The 14995-nt window shown below is 72.3% G+C and carries 15 protein-coding genes and 1 pseudogene; 4 read left to right on the top strand and 12 right to left on the bottom strand.

What is annotated here, in order from left to right:
- Nucleotides 1–63: 63 nt before the first annotated feature.
- Together ACGFRF_RS24055 and ACGFRF_RS24060 are read right to left on the bottom strand one after the other, a co-directional pair.
- Nucleotides 64–2022 carry an AMP-dependent synthetase/ligase gene (locus tag ACGFRF_RS24055; RefSeq protein ID WP_393743081.1) on the bottom strand — a complete coding sequence of 653 codons (1959 nt, stop codon included), beginning with the start codon at nucleotides 2020–2022 and terminating at the stop codon, nucleotides 64–66.
- Nucleotides 2023–2355: 333 nt separating this feature from the next.
- A complete protein-coding gene (locus ACGFRF_RS24060; RefSeq protein WP_393743083.1) occupies nucleotides 2356–3642 on the bottom strand; it encodes an acetyl-CoA C-acetyltransferase in 1287 nt (428 codons plus the stop codon).
- Nucleotides 3643–3758: 116 nt separating this feature from the next.
- On the opposite strand from ACGFRF_RS24060, the gene ACGFRF_RS24065 reads away from it, so the two are divergent.
- Nucleotides 3759–5060, top strand: coding sequence for a 3-oxoacyl-ACP reductase (locus ACGFRF_RS24065; RefSeq protein WP_393743085.1), 1302 nt, complete (start codon nucleotides 3759–3761; stop codon nucleotides 5058–5060).
- On the top strand, nucleotides 5060–5938 hold the full coding sequence (locus tag ACGFRF_RS24070; RefSeq protein WP_393743087.1) for a MaoC family dehydratase: 879 nt from the start codon (nucleotides 5060–5062) through the stop codon (nucleotides 5936–5938). The genes ACGFRF_RS24065 and ACGFRF_RS24070 overlap by 1 nt, the downstream gene beginning before the upstream one ends.
- Nucleotides 5939–6113: 175 nt before the next feature.
- Here ACGFRF_RS24070 and ACGFRF_RS24075 read toward each other — a convergent pair whose 3' ends face one another.
- The 9 genes from ACGFRF_RS24075 to ACGFRF_RS24115 form a co-directional block, all read right to left on the bottom strand.
- Nucleotides 6114–6764 (bottom strand): TetR/AcrR family transcriptional regulator, encoded by a 651-nt coding sequence (locus tag ACGFRF_RS24075; protein ID WP_393743089.1) that lies wholly within the window; start codon nucleotides 6762–6764, stop codon nucleotides 6114–6116.
- Nucleotides 6765–6810: 46 nt separating this feature from the next.
- Nucleotides 6811–7110 carry a DUF4229 domain-containing protein gene (locus tag ACGFRF_RS24080; RefSeq protein WP_393743091.1) on the bottom strand — a complete coding sequence of 100 codons (300 nt, stop codon included), beginning with the start codon at nucleotides 7108–7110 and terminating at the stop codon, nucleotides 6811–6813.
- Between the two features lie 99 nt (nucleotides 7111–7209).
- Nucleotides 7210–7734, bottom strand: a complete 525-nt coding sequence (locus ACGFRF_RS24085) for a GNAT family N-acetyltransferase (RefSeq protein ID WP_393743093.1) — start codon at nucleotides 7732–7734, stop codon at nucleotides 7210–7212.
- Nucleotides 7735–7750: 16 nt separating this feature from the next.
- Complete coding sequence (locus ACGFRF_RS24090; protein WP_393743095.1) at nucleotides 7751–8401, bottom strand: UdgX family uracil-DNA binding protein; 651 nt, start codon at nucleotides 8399–8401, stop codon at nucleotides 7751–7753.
- Between the two features lie 170 nt (nucleotides 8402–8571).
- Nucleotides 8572–9735 carry an aminofutalosine synthase MqnE gene (mqnE, locus tag ACGFRF_RS24095; protein ID WP_393743097.1) on the bottom strand — a complete coding sequence of 388 codons (1164 nt, stop codon included), beginning with the start codon at nucleotides 9733–9735 and terminating at the stop codon, nucleotides 8572–8574.
- A 38-nt stretch (nucleotides 9736–9773) separates the two neighbouring features.
- Nucleotides 9774–10229 carry an Lrp/AsnC family transcriptional regulator gene (locus ACGFRF_RS24100; RefSeq protein ID WP_073901832.1) on the bottom strand — a complete coding sequence of 152 codons (456 nt, stop codon included), beginning with the start codon at nucleotides 10227–10229 and terminating at the stop codon, nucleotides 9774–9776.
- 69 nt (nucleotides 10230–10298) lie between these two features.
- Nucleotides 10299–10970, bottom strand: a complete 672-nt coding sequence (locus ACGFRF_RS24105) for a UbiX family flavin prenyltransferase (protein ID WP_393743099.1) — start codon at nucleotides 10968–10970, stop codon at nucleotides 10299–10301.
- Between the two features lie 82 nt (nucleotides 10971–11052).
- Nucleotides 11053–11955: a menaquinone biosynthesis prenyltransferase MqnP gene (mqnP, locus tag ACGFRF_RS24110; protein ID WP_393743101.1), complete on the bottom strand. Its 903-nt coding sequence runs from the start codon at nucleotides 11953–11955 to the stop codon at nucleotides 11053–11055.
- On the bottom strand, nucleotides 11952–13409 hold the full coding sequence (locus ACGFRF_RS24115; protein ID WP_393743103.1) for a menaquinone biosynthesis decarboxylase: 1458 nt from the start codon (nucleotides 13407–13409) through the stop codon (nucleotides 11952–11954). The genes mqnP and ACGFRF_RS24115 overlap by 4 nt, the downstream gene beginning before the upstream one ends.
- Before the next feature lie 87 nt (nucleotides 13410–13496).
- Between ACGFRF_RS24115 and ACGFRF_RS24120 the strand changes: the two genes are divergently transcribed.
- The gene (locus ACGFRF_RS24120) at nucleotides 13497–14120 is read left to right on the top strand and encodes a redoxin domain-containing protein (protein WP_393743105.1); all 624 of its coding nucleotides are present in this window, start codon (nucleotides 13497–13499) and stop codon (nucleotides 14118–14120) included.
- Here the strand turns inward: ACGFRF_RS24120 and ACGFRF_RS24125 are convergent.
- Nucleotides 14056–14544 carry a DUF3515 domain-containing protein gene (locus ACGFRF_RS24125; RefSeq protein ID WP_393743107.1) on the bottom strand — a complete coding sequence of 163 codons (489 nt, stop codon included), beginning with the start codon at nucleotides 14542–14544 and terminating at the stop codon, nucleotides 14056–14058. The genes ACGFRF_RS24120 and ACGFRF_RS24125 overlap by 65 nt on opposite strands.
- A gap of 141 nt (nucleotides 14545–14685) precedes the next feature.
- On the opposite strand from ACGFRF_RS24125, the pseudogene ACGFRF_RS24130 reads away from it, so the two are divergent.
- Nucleotides 14686–14988: pseudogene (locus ACGFRF_RS24130) on the top strand (PLD nuclease N-terminal domain-containing protein); the annotation flags it as partial.
- Nucleotides 14989–14995 lie beyond the last annotated feature (7 nt).

Genomic DNA, 14995 nt, shown 5'->3' on the forward strand with positions numbered 1-14995 from the left:
CGATGAAAAGGCGCCCTTGGGCCGCTCGGGCGGCCCCACGGCAACTTCACCGGCCCCGCCGCATCAGCGCTCGTACAGGGTCTCCACCTGTGCCGCGAAGTCCCGCAGGATGTGGTCCCGGCGGAGTTTCATCGACGGGGTGAGGTGGCCCGCGGCCTCCGTGAAGTCGACCGGCAGGAGCGTGAAGCGGCGGATGGACTCGGGGCGGGAGACCAGCTTGTTCGCCTCGTCCACCGCCCGCTGGAGGACCGCCGTCAACTCCGGGTCGTCGACGAGGAGTTCAGGTGGTACCGGATGCTTTCCGATCATCTGGCGCCAGTGGGTGATGCCGTCGCGGTCGAGGGTGATCAGCGCGGCGACGTACGGGCGGGCGTCGCCGACCAGCATCACCTGGGAGATCAGCGGGTGCTGGCGCAGCCAGTTCTCCAGCGGGGCCGGGGCCACCGACTTGCCGCCCGCCGTGATCAGCAGCTCCTTCTTGCGGCCGGTGATGGTCAGATATCCCTCGTCGTCCAGCTCGCCTATGTCGCCCGTGGGCAGCCAGCCGTCCCGGGTCGCGGGGACGACTCCGCCGGCCTGCGGGTCCCAGTAGCCGCGCAGCACATGGTCGCCGGCGATGAGGATCTCGCCGTCCGCCGCGATCCGTACCCGGGTGCCGGGCAGGGGCCAGCCGACCGTGCCGAGGCGGGGCTTGAGCGGTGGGGTGACCGTCGAGGCAGCGGTGGTCTCGGTCAGGCCGTAGCCCTCGAAGATCTCGATGCCGGCGCCGGCGTAGAACGCGGCGAGGCGTCGGCCGAGGGGGGAGCCGCCGCAGATCGCGTATCGGACGCGGCCTCCCATGGCGGCGCGGATGCGGCGGTAGACGAGGGGGTCGTAGAAGGCGCGCTGTGTCTTCAGGGCGCGGCCCGGGCCGTTGCCGGTGCCGGTCTGCCGGGCCTCGACCGCCTCGCCGTAGCGCTGGGCCACGGCCGCCGCCCGGTCGAAGACTGCCACCCGGCCGCCCGCCTCCGCCTTGGCCCGCGCGGAGTTGTAGACCTTCTCCAGCATGTAGGGGATGGTCAGCAGGCAGGTGGGCTGGAAGGCGGCCAGGTCCGGGAGCAGGTCCTGCGCCGCCAGGCTCGGCGCGTGGCCGAGGCGGACCCGCGCGCGGACGCAGGCGATGGCCACCATCCGGCCGAAGACGTGGGACATCGGCAGGAAGAGAAGGACCGACGGCTCGTCGTCCCGCGCCTTGAAGACCGGGTAGAGCAGTTCGATGGCGTTGTCGACCTCGGCGAAGAAGTTCCCGTGCGAGAGGGCGCAGCCCTTGGGCCGGCCGGTGGTGCCGGAGGTGTAGATGAGCGTGGCGAGGGTGTCGGGGCCCAGCATGCCCCGGCGTACGGCCACCTCGCCGTCCGGTATGTGCGCGCCCGCCTCGGCGAGGCGTTCCACGTGCTCCTTGTCCATGACCCAGACATGTCTGAGGTCGGGCAGGTGCTGGAGTTCGGGGCCGAGGGCGGAGGCCTGGCCGACGGTCTCGGTGATCAGGGCGACCGCGCCGGAGTCGTGCAGGATCCAGCGGGTCTGGAAGACGGACGAGGTGGGGTAGACGGGGACGGTGACCAGGCCGGCCGCCCAGGCGGCGAAGTCGAGCAGGGTCCATTCGTACCGGGTGCGGGCCATGACGGCGATCCGGTCTCCCGGCTGCAGCCCTTCGGCGATCAGCCCTCTGGCCACCGCGAGCACCTGTTCGGCGAACCGCGCGGCCGTCACGTCGGTCCAGCGGCCGTCGGGCAGCCGTCGGCTGAGCACGATCGCGCCGGGGGCCGCCTCGGCGTTCTCGAACGGCAGGTCGGCCAGCGAGCCATGGGTGACCGGCGGCGCGAACGGCGGTACGGACACTTCTCGTACGGCCCCGTCCAGCCGCCGGATCTCGGGCTCCACCAGGACCGGGTGGCCGTCGTAGTCGGTGGCGAAGACGGGGGCGCCGGAGGGAACGGGGGCGCCTGAGGAGACGGGGGCGTTCGGGTACGGCGTGGACACGGGCGGCTCCTCGGGCGTGCAGCGGTGCACGGCTTGCTGCATGACGTACGTGCCTCGCACACCGAGGCGTTCACCGGCGGCGGGCCGCAGACAGGGGTTACCGACGGTTAGGCAGGTGATCGTACGGGTCTGCTGTGAGGGGCTTGTGCGGGTTCGGAAAGGGTCCGGGGCCAGGGATGTGCAGTCTCGGGGGTTATGTGAGGGGGGTTCAGCTTCGGTGGCTTGTCAGCTCTGTCGGCCGAGAGCCTGGACGCCCTGCAGGCCGAGCGGCCCCGCCCCGGACCGGCCTCGCCCGTCCACCCGCCGTGTACCGCCTGCCGAGAGGCCGGCGGTTCACGGACGTTCCAGGATCGCTGTCACGCCCTGCCCTCCGGCCGCGCAGACCGAGATCAGGCCGCGTCCCGGCCCGTCCCGTTCGGCCAGCAGCTTGGCCAGGGTCGCCACGATCCGTGCGCCGGTCGCGGCGAAGGGGTGTCCCGTGGCCAGCGAGGAGCCCGCCACGTTCAGCCGGGCGCGGTCCACGGGCGGCAGGCCCCGCTTCTCCCACGCGGCGAGCGTGGCCAGCACCTGGGAGGCGAACGCCTCGTGGATCTCGATGAGATCGAAGTCGGCCAGGTCCAGGCCGGTGCGTTCCAGCAGCCGCGGGACCGCGTGGGCCGGTGCCATCAGCAGGCCGTCCTCGCCGTCCGCCACATCGCCGTGGACGAAGTCGACGGCGGCCGTCTCGTACGCGGTCAGGTAGGCGAGCGGTGCCTGCCCGCGCGCCCGCGCCCACTCCTCGCTCGCCAGCAGTACGAGGGCGGCACCGTCGGTGAGCGGGGTGGAGTTGCCCGCCGTCATCGTCGGATCGGGGTCCTTGACCCCGAACACGGGCCGGAGAGCGGCGAGTTTCTCCGGGGTGGAGTCCGGGCGCAGGTTCTGGTCCCGCTCCAGGCCCCGGAAGGGGACCACCAGGTCCTGGAAGAAGCCCCGTTCGTAGGCGGCGGCCAGTCGCTGGTGGCTGGTGGCGGCCAGCTCGTCCTGCGCCTCACGCGTGATGCCCCAGGCGCGGGCGGTCACGGCGGCGTGCTCGCCCATGGACAGCCCGGTGCGCGGCTCGGCGTTGCGCGGGATGTCGGGGATCAGATGGGCGGGGCGGATCTTGGCCAGCGCCTTGAGGCGGGCACCCGCCGACCTGGCGCGGCGCGCCTCCAGCAGGATGCGGCGCAGGTGGTCGTTGACGCCGAGGGGCGCGTCGCTCGCGGTGTCGGCGCCGCCCGCGACCGCCGACTCGGCCTGGCCGAGGGCGATCTTGTTGGCGGCGGCGATGACGGCCTGCAGGCCGGTGCCGCAGGCCTGCTGGACGTCGTAGGCGGGGGTGCGCGGGTCCAGCCGGGAGCCGAGGACGGTCTCGCGGGCGAGGTTGAAGTCCCGGCTGTGCTTGAGCACGGCGCCGGCGACGAACTCACCGACCACGCCCGGGCCCTGGAGGTCGTAGCGCTCGGTCAGGCCGTCCAGGGCCGCCGTGAGCATCTCCTGGTCGGAGGCGGTGGCGTAGGGGCCGTCGGAGCGGGCGAAGGGGATGCGCGTGCCGCCGAGCACCGCGACCCGGCGTGCCCGAGGTGGCTCAAGGGGACTCATCTCGACCTGCTCCTCACCGTGCCGCGGCAGTGGCTCACCTTGCCTTACCTCCGGTAACCTTACTCCAGAGTAAGCATTTGTCAGCCCTTCCGAACCGAGTCGCGCGGGAGTCGCACATGACCGACCGCTACCTGAGCTTCACCGGCACGGCACCGGGCCGTTTCCTCACCCGGCGCCTGGGCCTGCCCCAGCCGGCCGAGCTGAGGCGCTGGTCACCGGAACGCCCCGCGCTGCCGGGCCCGTTGCTGCATCTCGCGGCCGGGACGTCCGCCCTGGACCTCTCCCCCGTCCTCGCCCGTACGGGCCTCGCCACGGGGGGTACGGATCCCGCCGCCGTCGTCCTGGACGCCACCGGCGTACGGGACGTCGACACCCTCGGTGAGGTGCACGCGGCCCTCCACCCCGTCGTCCGGTCGCTCGCCCCGAGCGGCCGCCTGCTGGTGCTGGGCGCCCCGCTCGACCCCGCCGACCACCATCAGTCGGCCGCCCAGCAGGCCCTGGAGGGCTTCACCCGCTCGCTCGGCAAGGAGATCGGCCGGGGCAGGACCGTCAACCTGGTCCGCCTGACGGACGCGGCCGCCGCCGAGTCCACCCTGCGCTTCCTGCTCTCCCCCAAGTCGGCCTACGTCAGCGGCCAGGTGATCGAGGTCGGTGCCGGCGCCGTCACCGCGCCCGCCGACTGGGACCGGCCCCTCGCCGGGCGCACCGCGCTGGTCACCGGGGCCGCGCGCGGGATCGGGGAGGCCGTCGCCGAGACGCTGGCCAGGGACGGCGCCCAGGTGGTCGTGCTCGATGTGCCCGCCGCCGAGGCGGACGCCCGCCGGGTCGCCGAACGGCTCGGCGGCACCGCCCTCGCCCTGGACATCACCGCCGCCGACGCGGGCGAGCGCATCGCCGCCGCCCTCCCCGACGGACTGGACGTGCTGATCCACAACGCGGGCATCACCCGGGACCGCCGGCTGGTCAACATGCCCGCCGAACGCTGGACCCCGGTCCTGGAGGTCAATCTGGGCAGCGTGCTGCGCACCACCGACGCGCTGCTCGCCAAGGGCACCCTGCGTCCCGGCGGGCGGATCGTGGCCACCGCCTCCATCGCCGGACTCGCGGGCAACGCGGGCCAGACCAACTACGGCGCGAGCAAGGCGGGGGTCGTGGGCCTCGTACGGTCCCTCGCGCCACGCGCGCTCGCGGAGCACGGGGTCACGGTCAACGCGGTGGCGCCCGGATTCGTCGAGACGACGATGACGGCCGCGATCCCGCTGTTCATCCGGGAGGCCGGGCGCCGGATGAACTCCCTCGCCCAGGGCGGGCTGCCGGTCGACGTCGCCGAGACCACCGCCTGGCTCGCCCACCCGGCCTCCGGCGCGGTCAACGGCCAGGTCGTCCGCGTCTGCGGCCAGAGCCTGCTGGGGGCCTGATGACCGCCGTCACCCTGGACTCCGCCCCCGCGCTGGTCCCGCTGCTGGCCCGGGGCGCCCTGCGCTCCCCCTTCAAACGTCCCGCACCGGACGCGGACTTCCCGCGCACCCGGCTCGTCCTGCCCGGGCTGCGCGTCGACCTGGCGAAGCTGGCCGCCTACGAGCGGGTGTGCGGCTTCGCCACGGGGACCGCCGGCGGTACCGGCGCGGACGCCCTGCCCGTCACCTACCCGCACGTGCTCGGCTTCCCGCTGGCCATGCGGCTGATGAGCGGCCGGGACTTCCCGCTGCCGCTGCTGGGCCTGGTCCACACGTCCGTCGAGATCGTCCGCCGTGCCGAGCTGCCCGCCTCCGGGGAGTACGAACTCGCCGTGCACATCGAGGGCCTCGCCCCGCACCGGCGCGGCACCGAGGCCACCGTGGTGACCGGGCTGCGCTCCGGCGGCGGCCTGGTCTGGGAGTCCCGCAGCACCTACCTGGCCCGGCACCGCACCGCGGGCGGTACGGCAGCCGAGGCGCACGAGGACGACACCCCGCTGCCCGTCGTCGACGAGTGGCGGCTGGCCGGGGACGTGGGACGCCGGTACGGCGCGGCCTCCGGCGACCGCAACCCCATCCACCTGCACCCGCTCACCGCCCGCCTCTTGGGCTTCCCGCGGGCCATCGCGCACGGCATGTGGACCGTGGCCCGCTGCCTGGCCGCCCACGGCACGGGCGGCTCCGCCGTGGTACGGGCCGCGTTCCGGGCGCCCGTGCTGTTGCCGGGAACGGTGACCTACGGGGCGGACGGCGCCGGCCGCTTCGAGCTCCGGGGCGCGGGGGGCAGGCTCCATCTGGCCGGGGAGGTACGGCCGCTGTCCGGCACGGCGGACGGCTAGGCACGGTTCGGGTGTCCCGCAGTTGCCGGGTGCGGGCAGTCCGTGGCTGGTCGCCCCGGTCCCCGCGCGCCTTCAGGGCGCTGCCGCTCGCCCGCCCGAGGGGTGCGGGAAACCGGGCGAACGACCCCCACGCACCCGCGGCCGGCGACGGCGACCGCGAAGCCCCCGAACGGCCTCAGACCTGCTCGGCCGGCGGAGTCCACACGTGGCCCCGCATCAGGTCGCCCAGGCCCGCCCAGGCGAAGTTCATCAGGGTGGCGGCGGCCTGACGGGCCGTCACACCGGGGGTGGTGTTGGCCCATGCGGCGAGGGACTCGGCCGCCCCGACCAGCGCCTCGGCCAGTCCGGCGACCTCGCGCTCGGGCAGGTCGGGGTCCCGGTGGGCCTCCCGGGCCGCGACCGCGATCAGCCGGGTCACGAACGCGACGATCTCCTCGCGCATCGCGGCGACCTCGGCCGCGAACGGCTCACCGTGGGTGCGGGCCTGCAGGTGCAGCACGGACCAGGCGTCGGGATGCTCGGCGGTGTGCGCGAAGAACGCCTGCAGCCCGTCCCACAGTTGACGGTCGGCGGGCAGGTCGGGCCGCACGGCGGTGCGCACCGCCTCGGTGAGCGCGGCGGCCTCCCGGCGGATGCAGGCCGTGAAGAGGTCTTCCTTGGAGTTCAGGTACAGGTACACCAACGGCTTGGACACGCCCGCCAGTTCGGCGATCTCGTCCATCGACGCGGCCATGTACCCCCGGCGGCCGAAGATCCGTACGGCGGCGTCGAGCATCTGCTGCTCCCGCACCGCACGCGGCATCCGCTTGGTCTTCACGGCACCCATGGGGCAAGACTAGTTGCGGCCCGGGGTGCCCGGAGCCGCGTACCGGTCAGGAAGGCTGGCCCTGCGCGCGGGCGGTGTCGTCGACGCCGTCCTCCTGCCTGCGGTTGGCCTCCAGGTTGGCCTTGATCCGGTCGACCTTGCCGGCGACCCGCACCGAGGCCCGCTCCCGCTCCTTGCGCAGCACCACCCAGCTGATCGGTGCCGAGAGCACGAGGGCGAGCAGCAGGACCCAGAAGAAGTTGGCGTTGCCGTAGCCGCGCGGGAAGATGCCGGAGTAGACGGCTCCCCAGACGACCATGAGGCAGCCGGCGAAGATGCCGAGGCGCATCAGCGTGTAGCGGAGCATCTCAATCCACTCTTCCGTGTCGTACGGTCCGAAAACCCATATCGGGCATCGTCCAGTGAAGCACGCCGGTCCGGCGATCTTGTCAGAGGGTGGGGTGCCTCACGTGAGCGGCAGCAGCATGGTGATGTCGTCGCGGTCGTCGCCGGGGGCCACCCGGATGGCGTCGGGCACCCTGCCGACCTCCTTGTAGCCGCAGGAGGCGTAGAAGTGCTCCAGGCCGTGGCCGCCCCGGCAGCCGAGCCGTATCGCGTCGATGCCCTCGAAGTCGCGGGCCGCGTCCGCGGCGGCCGCCAGCAGCTCGCGGCCGTAGCCCTTGCCCTGGTGCCGGGGGTGGACCATCACCGTGTAGAGCCACACCCAGTGCCGCTGCAGCCGGTGCGTGTTGAAGGAGAAGAACGCGGTCGCGGCCACCTCGCCCGCCTCGTCCTGTCCGACGAGCAGCCGGTGCCGGCCCTCGGCCATGGCCACGAGGTGCTTCACCAGCTCGGGGCGGATGTCCTCGCGGGTCACGGGCGCCACGAAGCCGACGGCTCCGCCCGCGTTGGAGACGTCCGTCCACAGGTCGAGGATGCCGTCGCGCAGGGCAGGGGTGAGGTCGGGGTCCAGCGTGAAGGTAAGGGGCATGCGCGCATGCTATCTATTACGTCAGTGCGCGCGCAGCCACTTTCAGATCGGCCACCAGCCCCTGGTAGGCAGCCTCCCGGTCGTCCGCCCGCAGCACGGACGACGGGTGCACCGTGGGCACCAGCCGCTCCGCCCGCCCGTGGATCTCCCGCTCCAGTACGGTCCCGCGCACCTCGCCCACCCGGAACGACGAACCCAGCAGCGCCTTCCCGGCCGTCGCCCCCAGCACCACGATCAGCTCCGGCTCCACGATCGCCAGTTCGGCCGCCAGCCAGGGCCCGCACGCGGTCATCTCCCGCAGGCTCGGCGCCTTGTGGATCCGGCGCTTGCGCGGCTCGGCCCGGGTGAACTTGAAGTGCTTGACGGCGTTGGTGACGTACGCGTCCACCGGGTCCAGGCAGGCCTCCTCCAGGGCGCGGTCGAGGAGCTTGCCCGCGGGACCGACGAACGGCTTGCCCTGCCGGTCCTCCTGATCGCCGGGCTGCTCCCCGACGAGCATCACGCGCGCGTCGGCCTTTCCGGCCCCGAACACGGTCTGGGTGGCGTCCCTGTGGAGCGGACAGCCCCGGCAGCCGGCGGCGGCGCTGCGCAGGGCGGCCAGGCCGCCGTGGTCCGGTACGAAGGGTTCGGCGGTGTAGGCGTCCTCAGGGGTCTTCGTGACAGCCATGCGGGGCGGGTACCCCTGGTTCCGGCCGGGAACCGGCGGGGTCGTACGGGCCGTCGCCCGGCCGGGGGCCCGCCGTGACCGGGCGCGCAGTCCCCCGCGCCCCTTCGGGTCGGGCCCGGACGAGCCCGTTGTGCGAAGGCCGGGTTCCAGGGGGCGCAAGCCCCCCAGTGTCACACCCGCATCGGCTGGGGGGAGTCCCTGCGCGCCGGGTCGGGGCCCTCGTACTCGCGGATGATCTCGTAGCGCGTGTTGCGCTCCACCGGGCGGAAGCCGGCGTCGCGGATCAGGTCCAGCAGGTCCTCACGGGTCAGCTTGTTCGGCGTGCCGAAGTTGTCCGCGTCGTGCGTGATCTTGTACTCGACGACCGAGCCGTCCATGTCGTCGGCGCCGTGCTGCAGGGCCAGCTGGGCGGTCTGCACGCCGTGCATGACCCAGAAGACCTTCACGTGCGGGACGTTGTCGAAGAGGAGCCGGGAGACCGCGAAGGTCTTCAGGGCCTCGGCGCCGGTCGCCATCTGGGTGCGGGCCTGGAGGCGGTTGCGGACCTTGCCGTCCTTCATGTCCACGAAGTCGTGCTGGTAGCGCAGCGGGATGAAGACCTGGAAGCCGTTCGTCTCGTCCTGCAGCTCACGCAGCCGCAGCACGTGGTCGACGCGGTGCCGGGGCTCCTCGATGTGGCCGTAGAGCATGGTGCAGGGGGTCTTCAGCCCCTTCTCGTGCGCCAGGCGGTGGATGCGGGACCAGTCCTCCCAGTGGGTCCGGTGGTCCACGATGTGCTGCCGGACCTCCCAGTCGAAGATCTCGGCGCCGCCGCCGGTGAGGGACTCGAGCCCGGCGTCGATCAGCTCGTCCAGGATCTCCGAGGCCGACAGACCGCTGATCGTCTCGAAGTGGTGGATCTCCGTCGCCGTGAACGCCTTCAGGGACACGTCCGGCAGGGCGGCCTTCAGCTCCCGCAGGGACCGGGGGTAGTACCGCCAGGGCAGGTTCGGGTGCAGGCCGTTGACGATGTGCAGTTCGGTGAGGTTCTCCGTCTCCATCGCCTTGGCGAGCTTGACGGCCTCCTCGATGCGCATCGTGTACGCGTCCTTCTCGCCCGGCTTGCGCTGGAACGAGCAGTAGGCGCAGGAGGCCGTGCACACGTTGGTCATGTTCAGGTGCCGGTTGACGTTGAAGTGCACGACGTCCCCGTTCTTACGGGTCCGCACCTCGTGCGCGAGGCCGCCGAGCCAGGCCAGGTCGTCCGACTCGTACAGCGCGATGCCGTCCTCGCGGGTCAGCCGCTCACCGGAACGGACCTTCTCCTCCAGCTCGCGCTTGAGCCCGACGTCCATGCCAACACCTTTCTCCGACAGCCCGACCAACGGTATCCCTAGACCTCTTCCGGCAGCTCGCCGACCCGGTTCTCCCACTTGGTGGAGAGCACGATGGTGGTACGGGTCCGCGAGACCCCCTTGGTCCCGCTCAGCCGCCGGATCGTCTTCTCCAGGCCGTCCACGTCCGTCGAGCGCACCTTGAGCATGAAGGAGTCGTCGCCGGCGATGAACCAGCAGTCCTCGATCTCCGGCAGGTCCCGCAGCCGCTGCGCCACGTCCTCGTGGTCCGCGGCGTCCGAGAGAGAGATGCCGATGAGCGCGATGACGCCGAGGCCGAGGGAGGCCGCGTTCACCGTGGCGCGGTAGCCGGTGATGACTCCGGCCGCCTCCAGCCGGTTGATGCGGTCGGTGACGCTGGGTCCCGACAGGCCGACGAGGCGCCCCAGCTCCGCGTAGGAGGCCCGGCCGTTCTCCCTCAGGGCCTGGATGAGCTGCCTGTCCACCGCGTCCATGCGATCGAAGCCTTCCGCTGAAGAGTTCCGAAGTGTGATGAGAGGTACTGCGCCGTGCTCCGCCGGGCTCTACCGGTCGGGCCCGCCGCCCAGTTCGCCCCGCCACCGCCGGTACAGGCCGTGCTCGACGCCCGCCGCGTCCAGCACCCGCCCGGCGACGAAGTCCACCAGATCCTGGATGTGTGTGGCGCCCGCGTAGAAGGCGGGCGAGGCCGGTACGACCGTGGCACCGGCGTCGTCCAGCGAGACGAGGTGCCGCAGCGTCTGACCGTTCAAGGGGGTCTCCCGCACCGCGACGACCAGCGTCCGGCGCTCCTTCAGCGTGACGCTCGCCGCCCGCTGGAGAAGGTCCTTGGACAGGCCGAGCGCCACACCGGCCACGCAGGCCGTGGAGGCGGGCACGATGAGCATCCCCTTCGCCGGGTACGAGCCCGAGGACGGCCCGGCGGCGAGGTCGCCCGCGCCCCAGTACCGCACCGCGCTGACGTCCACGTCGAAGGTGCCGGGCTTGCCGTCGGCGCCCCGGGCCAGCCATGCGCTCAGGTCGTCCTGCCAGTGGGCGTCCCGGAACGGGATCCCCGTCTCGTCCAGCAGCGTCAGCCGCGAGGCCCGGCTGACCACCAGGTCCACCGCTTCTCCCGCCCCCAGCAGCGCCCGCAGCACGGCGGCCGCATACGGCGTCCCGGAAGCTCCGGACACCCCCACGATCCAAGGCGCGCGCTGCGTTTCTCCTGCGTTCACACCTTGAGCGTACCGGCGGGCCGCCCCGGGCTCAGGCCGGGTCGCACGCCCCGGGGGCGGCGGACGGGCGGGCCGGGGCCAGTCAGACGGTCAGACCGCGCACCAGCAGGTCGAGCAGCGCGCACACGAACAGGGCAATGCCGATGAAGCCGTTGACCGAGAAGAACGCCCGGTTCAGACGGGACAGGTCGTGCGGGCGGACGATGCGGTGCTCGTAGACGAACGCGCCCGCCACGATCGCCAGGCCCAGCCAGAAGAAGGCGCCGGCGTGGGTGGCCAGGGCGTACCAGACGAACAGGGCCGTCGTCACGGTGTGGCAGGCCCGCGCCCCCCAGATCGCGGCCGGGACGCCGAAGCGGGCCGGGACCGACATGACACCGATCTCGCGGTCGGTGTCGACGTCCTGGCAGGCGTAGATCAGGTCGAAGCCGCCGATCCAGACGCCCACGGCGAGGCCCAGGACGACCGCCTCCCAGGACCAGGAGCCGGAGACGGCCAGCCAGCCGCCGACGGGCCCCATGGCCTGGGCGAGCCCCAGGATGGCCTGCGGGAAGTTGGTGAAGCGTTTCCCGTAGGGGTAGACCACCATCGGGATCACCGCGACCGGCGCCAGGGCCAGGCACAGCGGGTTCAGCAGGGCAGCGGCCCCGAGGAAGACCACCAGGGCGACGAGGGCGCCCGTCCAGGCGTGCCGGACCGACATCGCGCCGGTCACGAGTTCCCGGTGCGCCGTGCGCGGGTTACGGGCGTCGATCTCGCGGTCGATGATCCGGTTGACCGCCATCGCGAACGTACGCAGGCCGACCATGCAGATGGTGACCAGCAGCAGCCGGCCCCAGTGGATGTTGCTGTCCCACTCGTACATCGCCGTGAGCGAGGCGATGTAGGCGAAGGGCAGCGCGAAGACCGAGTGCTCGATCATCACCAGGCGCAGGAACGCCTTGGTGCGTCCCGGCTGAGGGATCGCGGCGGACGCGGAACTCACAGGCCGTACTCCTTCCAGCGGCGGTCCACCAGGGCCGCCGTAGCCGGGTCCGAAAGGACCATGTCCGGCCACCCGCCGTCGCGGGTGTACCCCTCCTCCGGCCACTTCTTCGTGGCGTCGATACCCGCCTTGCCGCCCCAGAACTGCTGGTAGGAGGCGTGGTCGAGATGGTCGACGGGGCCTTCGACGACCGTGAGGTCGCGGGCGTAGTCCGTGTTGCCGAGCGCCCGCCAGGCGACCTCGTGCAGATCGTGGACGTCGCAGTCGGCGTCCACGACCACGATCAGCTTGGTCAGGGACATCATGTGTGCCCCCCAGATCGCGTGCATCACCTTCTGCGCGTGCTTCGGGTACTTCTTGTCGATCGAGACGATCGCGCAGTTGTGGAAGCCACCGGCCTCGGGCAGGTGGTAGTCCACGATGTCCGGGACGATGATCTTCAGCAGCGGCAGGAAGAAGCGTTCCGTGGCGCGGCCCAGCGGGCCGTCCTCGGTCGGGGGGCGGCCGACGACGATCGACTGGAGCAGGGGGCGCCTGCGCATCGTCACGCAGTCGATCTTCAGGGCCGGGAAGGGTTCCTGCGGGGTGTAGAAGCCCGTGTGGTCGCCGAAGGGGCCCTCCGGCAGCATCTCGCCGGGCTCCAGCCAGCCCTCGAGCACGACCTCGGCGTTCGCCGGGACCTGGAGCGGAACCGTCTTGCAGTCGACCATCTCGATCCGCTTGCCCGCGATGAACCCGGCGAAGAGGTACTCGTCGATGTCACCGGGGAGCGGGGCGGTGGAGGCGTACGTCACGGCCGGCGGGCAGCCGAAGGCGATCGCGACCGGCAGGCGCTCGCCGCGCCGGGCCGCCACCTGGTAGTGGTTCCGGCTGTCCTTGTGGATCTGCCAGTGCATGCCGATGGTGCGCTTGTCGTGGCGCTGGAGGCGGTACAGGCCCAGGTTCCGGATGCCGGTCTCGGGGTCCTTGGTGTGGGTCAGGCCCAGGTTGAAGAAGGAGCCGCCGTCCTTGGGCCAGGTGAAGAGAGCCGGGAGCCGCTCGAGGTCGACCTCGTCACCGTGCAGGACGACCTCCTGCACGGGCGCGTTGTCCGGCTTCACCTTCTTCGGCGGCACGTGCGTCATCGCGCCGAGCTTGCCGAAGGCCTCACGGACGCCGACGAAGCCGTGCGGCAGCTCGGGCCGCAGCAGGCCGCCGATCTTCTCGGAGATCTCGCCGTACGACTTCAGGCCCAGCGCCTTCAGCAGCCGCCGGTCGGTGCCGAAGACGTTCATCGCGAGCGGCATCGCGGAGCCCTTGACGTTCTCGAAGAGCAGCGCCGGGCCGCCGGACTTCTGCACCCGGTCGACGATCTCCCCGACTTCCAGGTAGGGGTCGACCTCGGCCTTGATGCGCTTGAGGTCTCCCTCGCGCTCCAGCGCTCGCAGCAGGGAGCGAAGATCGTCGTAAGCCATGCGTCCCAGTATCGGTCACCGACGGCCGGGGACCGGTCACCGGGGCGGTGCCGAGGGGCTTCGCGGTGGCTGGGACACTCCTCGATCATGAGACGTCACCGTCGGCTGCCGGTCCTCGCCGTGCTGTTCGCTCTCGCCGCGTGCGCGCCGGCGCCGGAGACGGGCGGCTCCTCCGGCTCGCCGCTGACCCGCGTACCGGCCGCCGACCGCCGTGCCGCGCCGGACCTCACCGGCCGCACCCTCGACGGGAAGCCGGTCCGCCTCTCCGACTACCGCGGCAAGGTCGTCGTCCTGAACATGTGGGCCTCCTGGTGCGGTCCCTGCCGCGCCGAGGCACCCGAACTCTCCCGCGCACAGCGGGACTTGGCGGCGAAGGGTGTCCAGGTGCTGGGCGTGGACACGGATGCGGAGGGGGCCGCGGGCCTGGCGTTCCAGCGCGACCACGACCTGGCCTACCCGAGCCTGCACGACCCCGGCAGCCGGCGGCTCGCCCTGCTGCCCAGGGGATACCGGCCCCAGGCGCTGCCGTACACGCTGCTCATCGACCGGAACGGGAAGATAGCGGGCCTGTGTCTCAGCACGCTCACGGCGGCGGAGGTCCGTGACCTCACGCGCCCCCTGGTGCGCGAGAAGGCCCACCGACCGCTCAACCGCCGCTCAGGCACCGCTCGTTCCGCGGCACCGGCGCGACCAGCCGGCTCAGCTCCATGAGCACGGTGTCGGTCTGCCGTACCGAGTCCGCGAGCGACACCTCCACGGCCGGCCGTCTGCCGTAGGTGACGAGGAGTTTCCGGCCGCCCCGGGACGCGGCCTCCCGCAGGACCCAGTCCACCCCGTTCACGGCGACGCACGGGTCCTTCGTCTCAGCCGGTGGAGTCAGGCCGCAGCGCAGTCGCACCGCCCCGTGGCCCCACACCGCGAGTCCTTCGAAGGTGATCCGGCCACGCCGGTGGCCGTCCAGGCGGTCCGGGTAGTGGGCGGCGATCCGCGCGCACGCCGGGTCCTTCGCCTGCGGGCCCTGCCGCAGGCCGAACACCGGCGAGGACAGTTCCTGCACCACCAGCGCCCCCGCGACGACCAGGCCGCTCGCGGCGACCCCGGCCGCCGCCCGGGTCCTGCGCGCCCGAAACCCCACCGCGCCTTCCCCCGTCCCCGCCCCTGTCGACGATCCCGATCCCCGATCAGCGACCAGCGACCAAGGAACACCCATGATGGCCACCCGCTACCCTGGCCCGGTCACCGGGGCCGTCACACATCGTCGGGAGGTCGCACGACCATGCTCAGGTATCTGCCGTTCCTGCTGGTCCTGACGTTGTGGATCTACGCCTTCGTGGACTGCCTGAACACGCCCGAGGAAGAGGTGCGCCACCTGCCGAAGGTGGCGTGGGTGATCATCATCCTGCTCTTCGGCGAGGTGCTGGTCGGCCCGGTCGCCTGGCTGGTCACCGGCAAGGTGCGGCACGCCCCCGCGGGCGGCTCCACCCCGTCGCGGTCGCACCGGAACACCGCCGCCGGCTGGGTCGCCCCCGACGACAACCCCGAGTTCCTCAAGTCCCTGGACAAGGACGACCCGAAGAACAGCGACT

This window comes from Streptomyces sp. NPDC048521 (genome assembly GCF_043199855.1).
Lineage (GTDB): Bacteria > Actinomycetota > Actinomycetes > Streptomycetales > Streptomycetaceae > Streptomyces.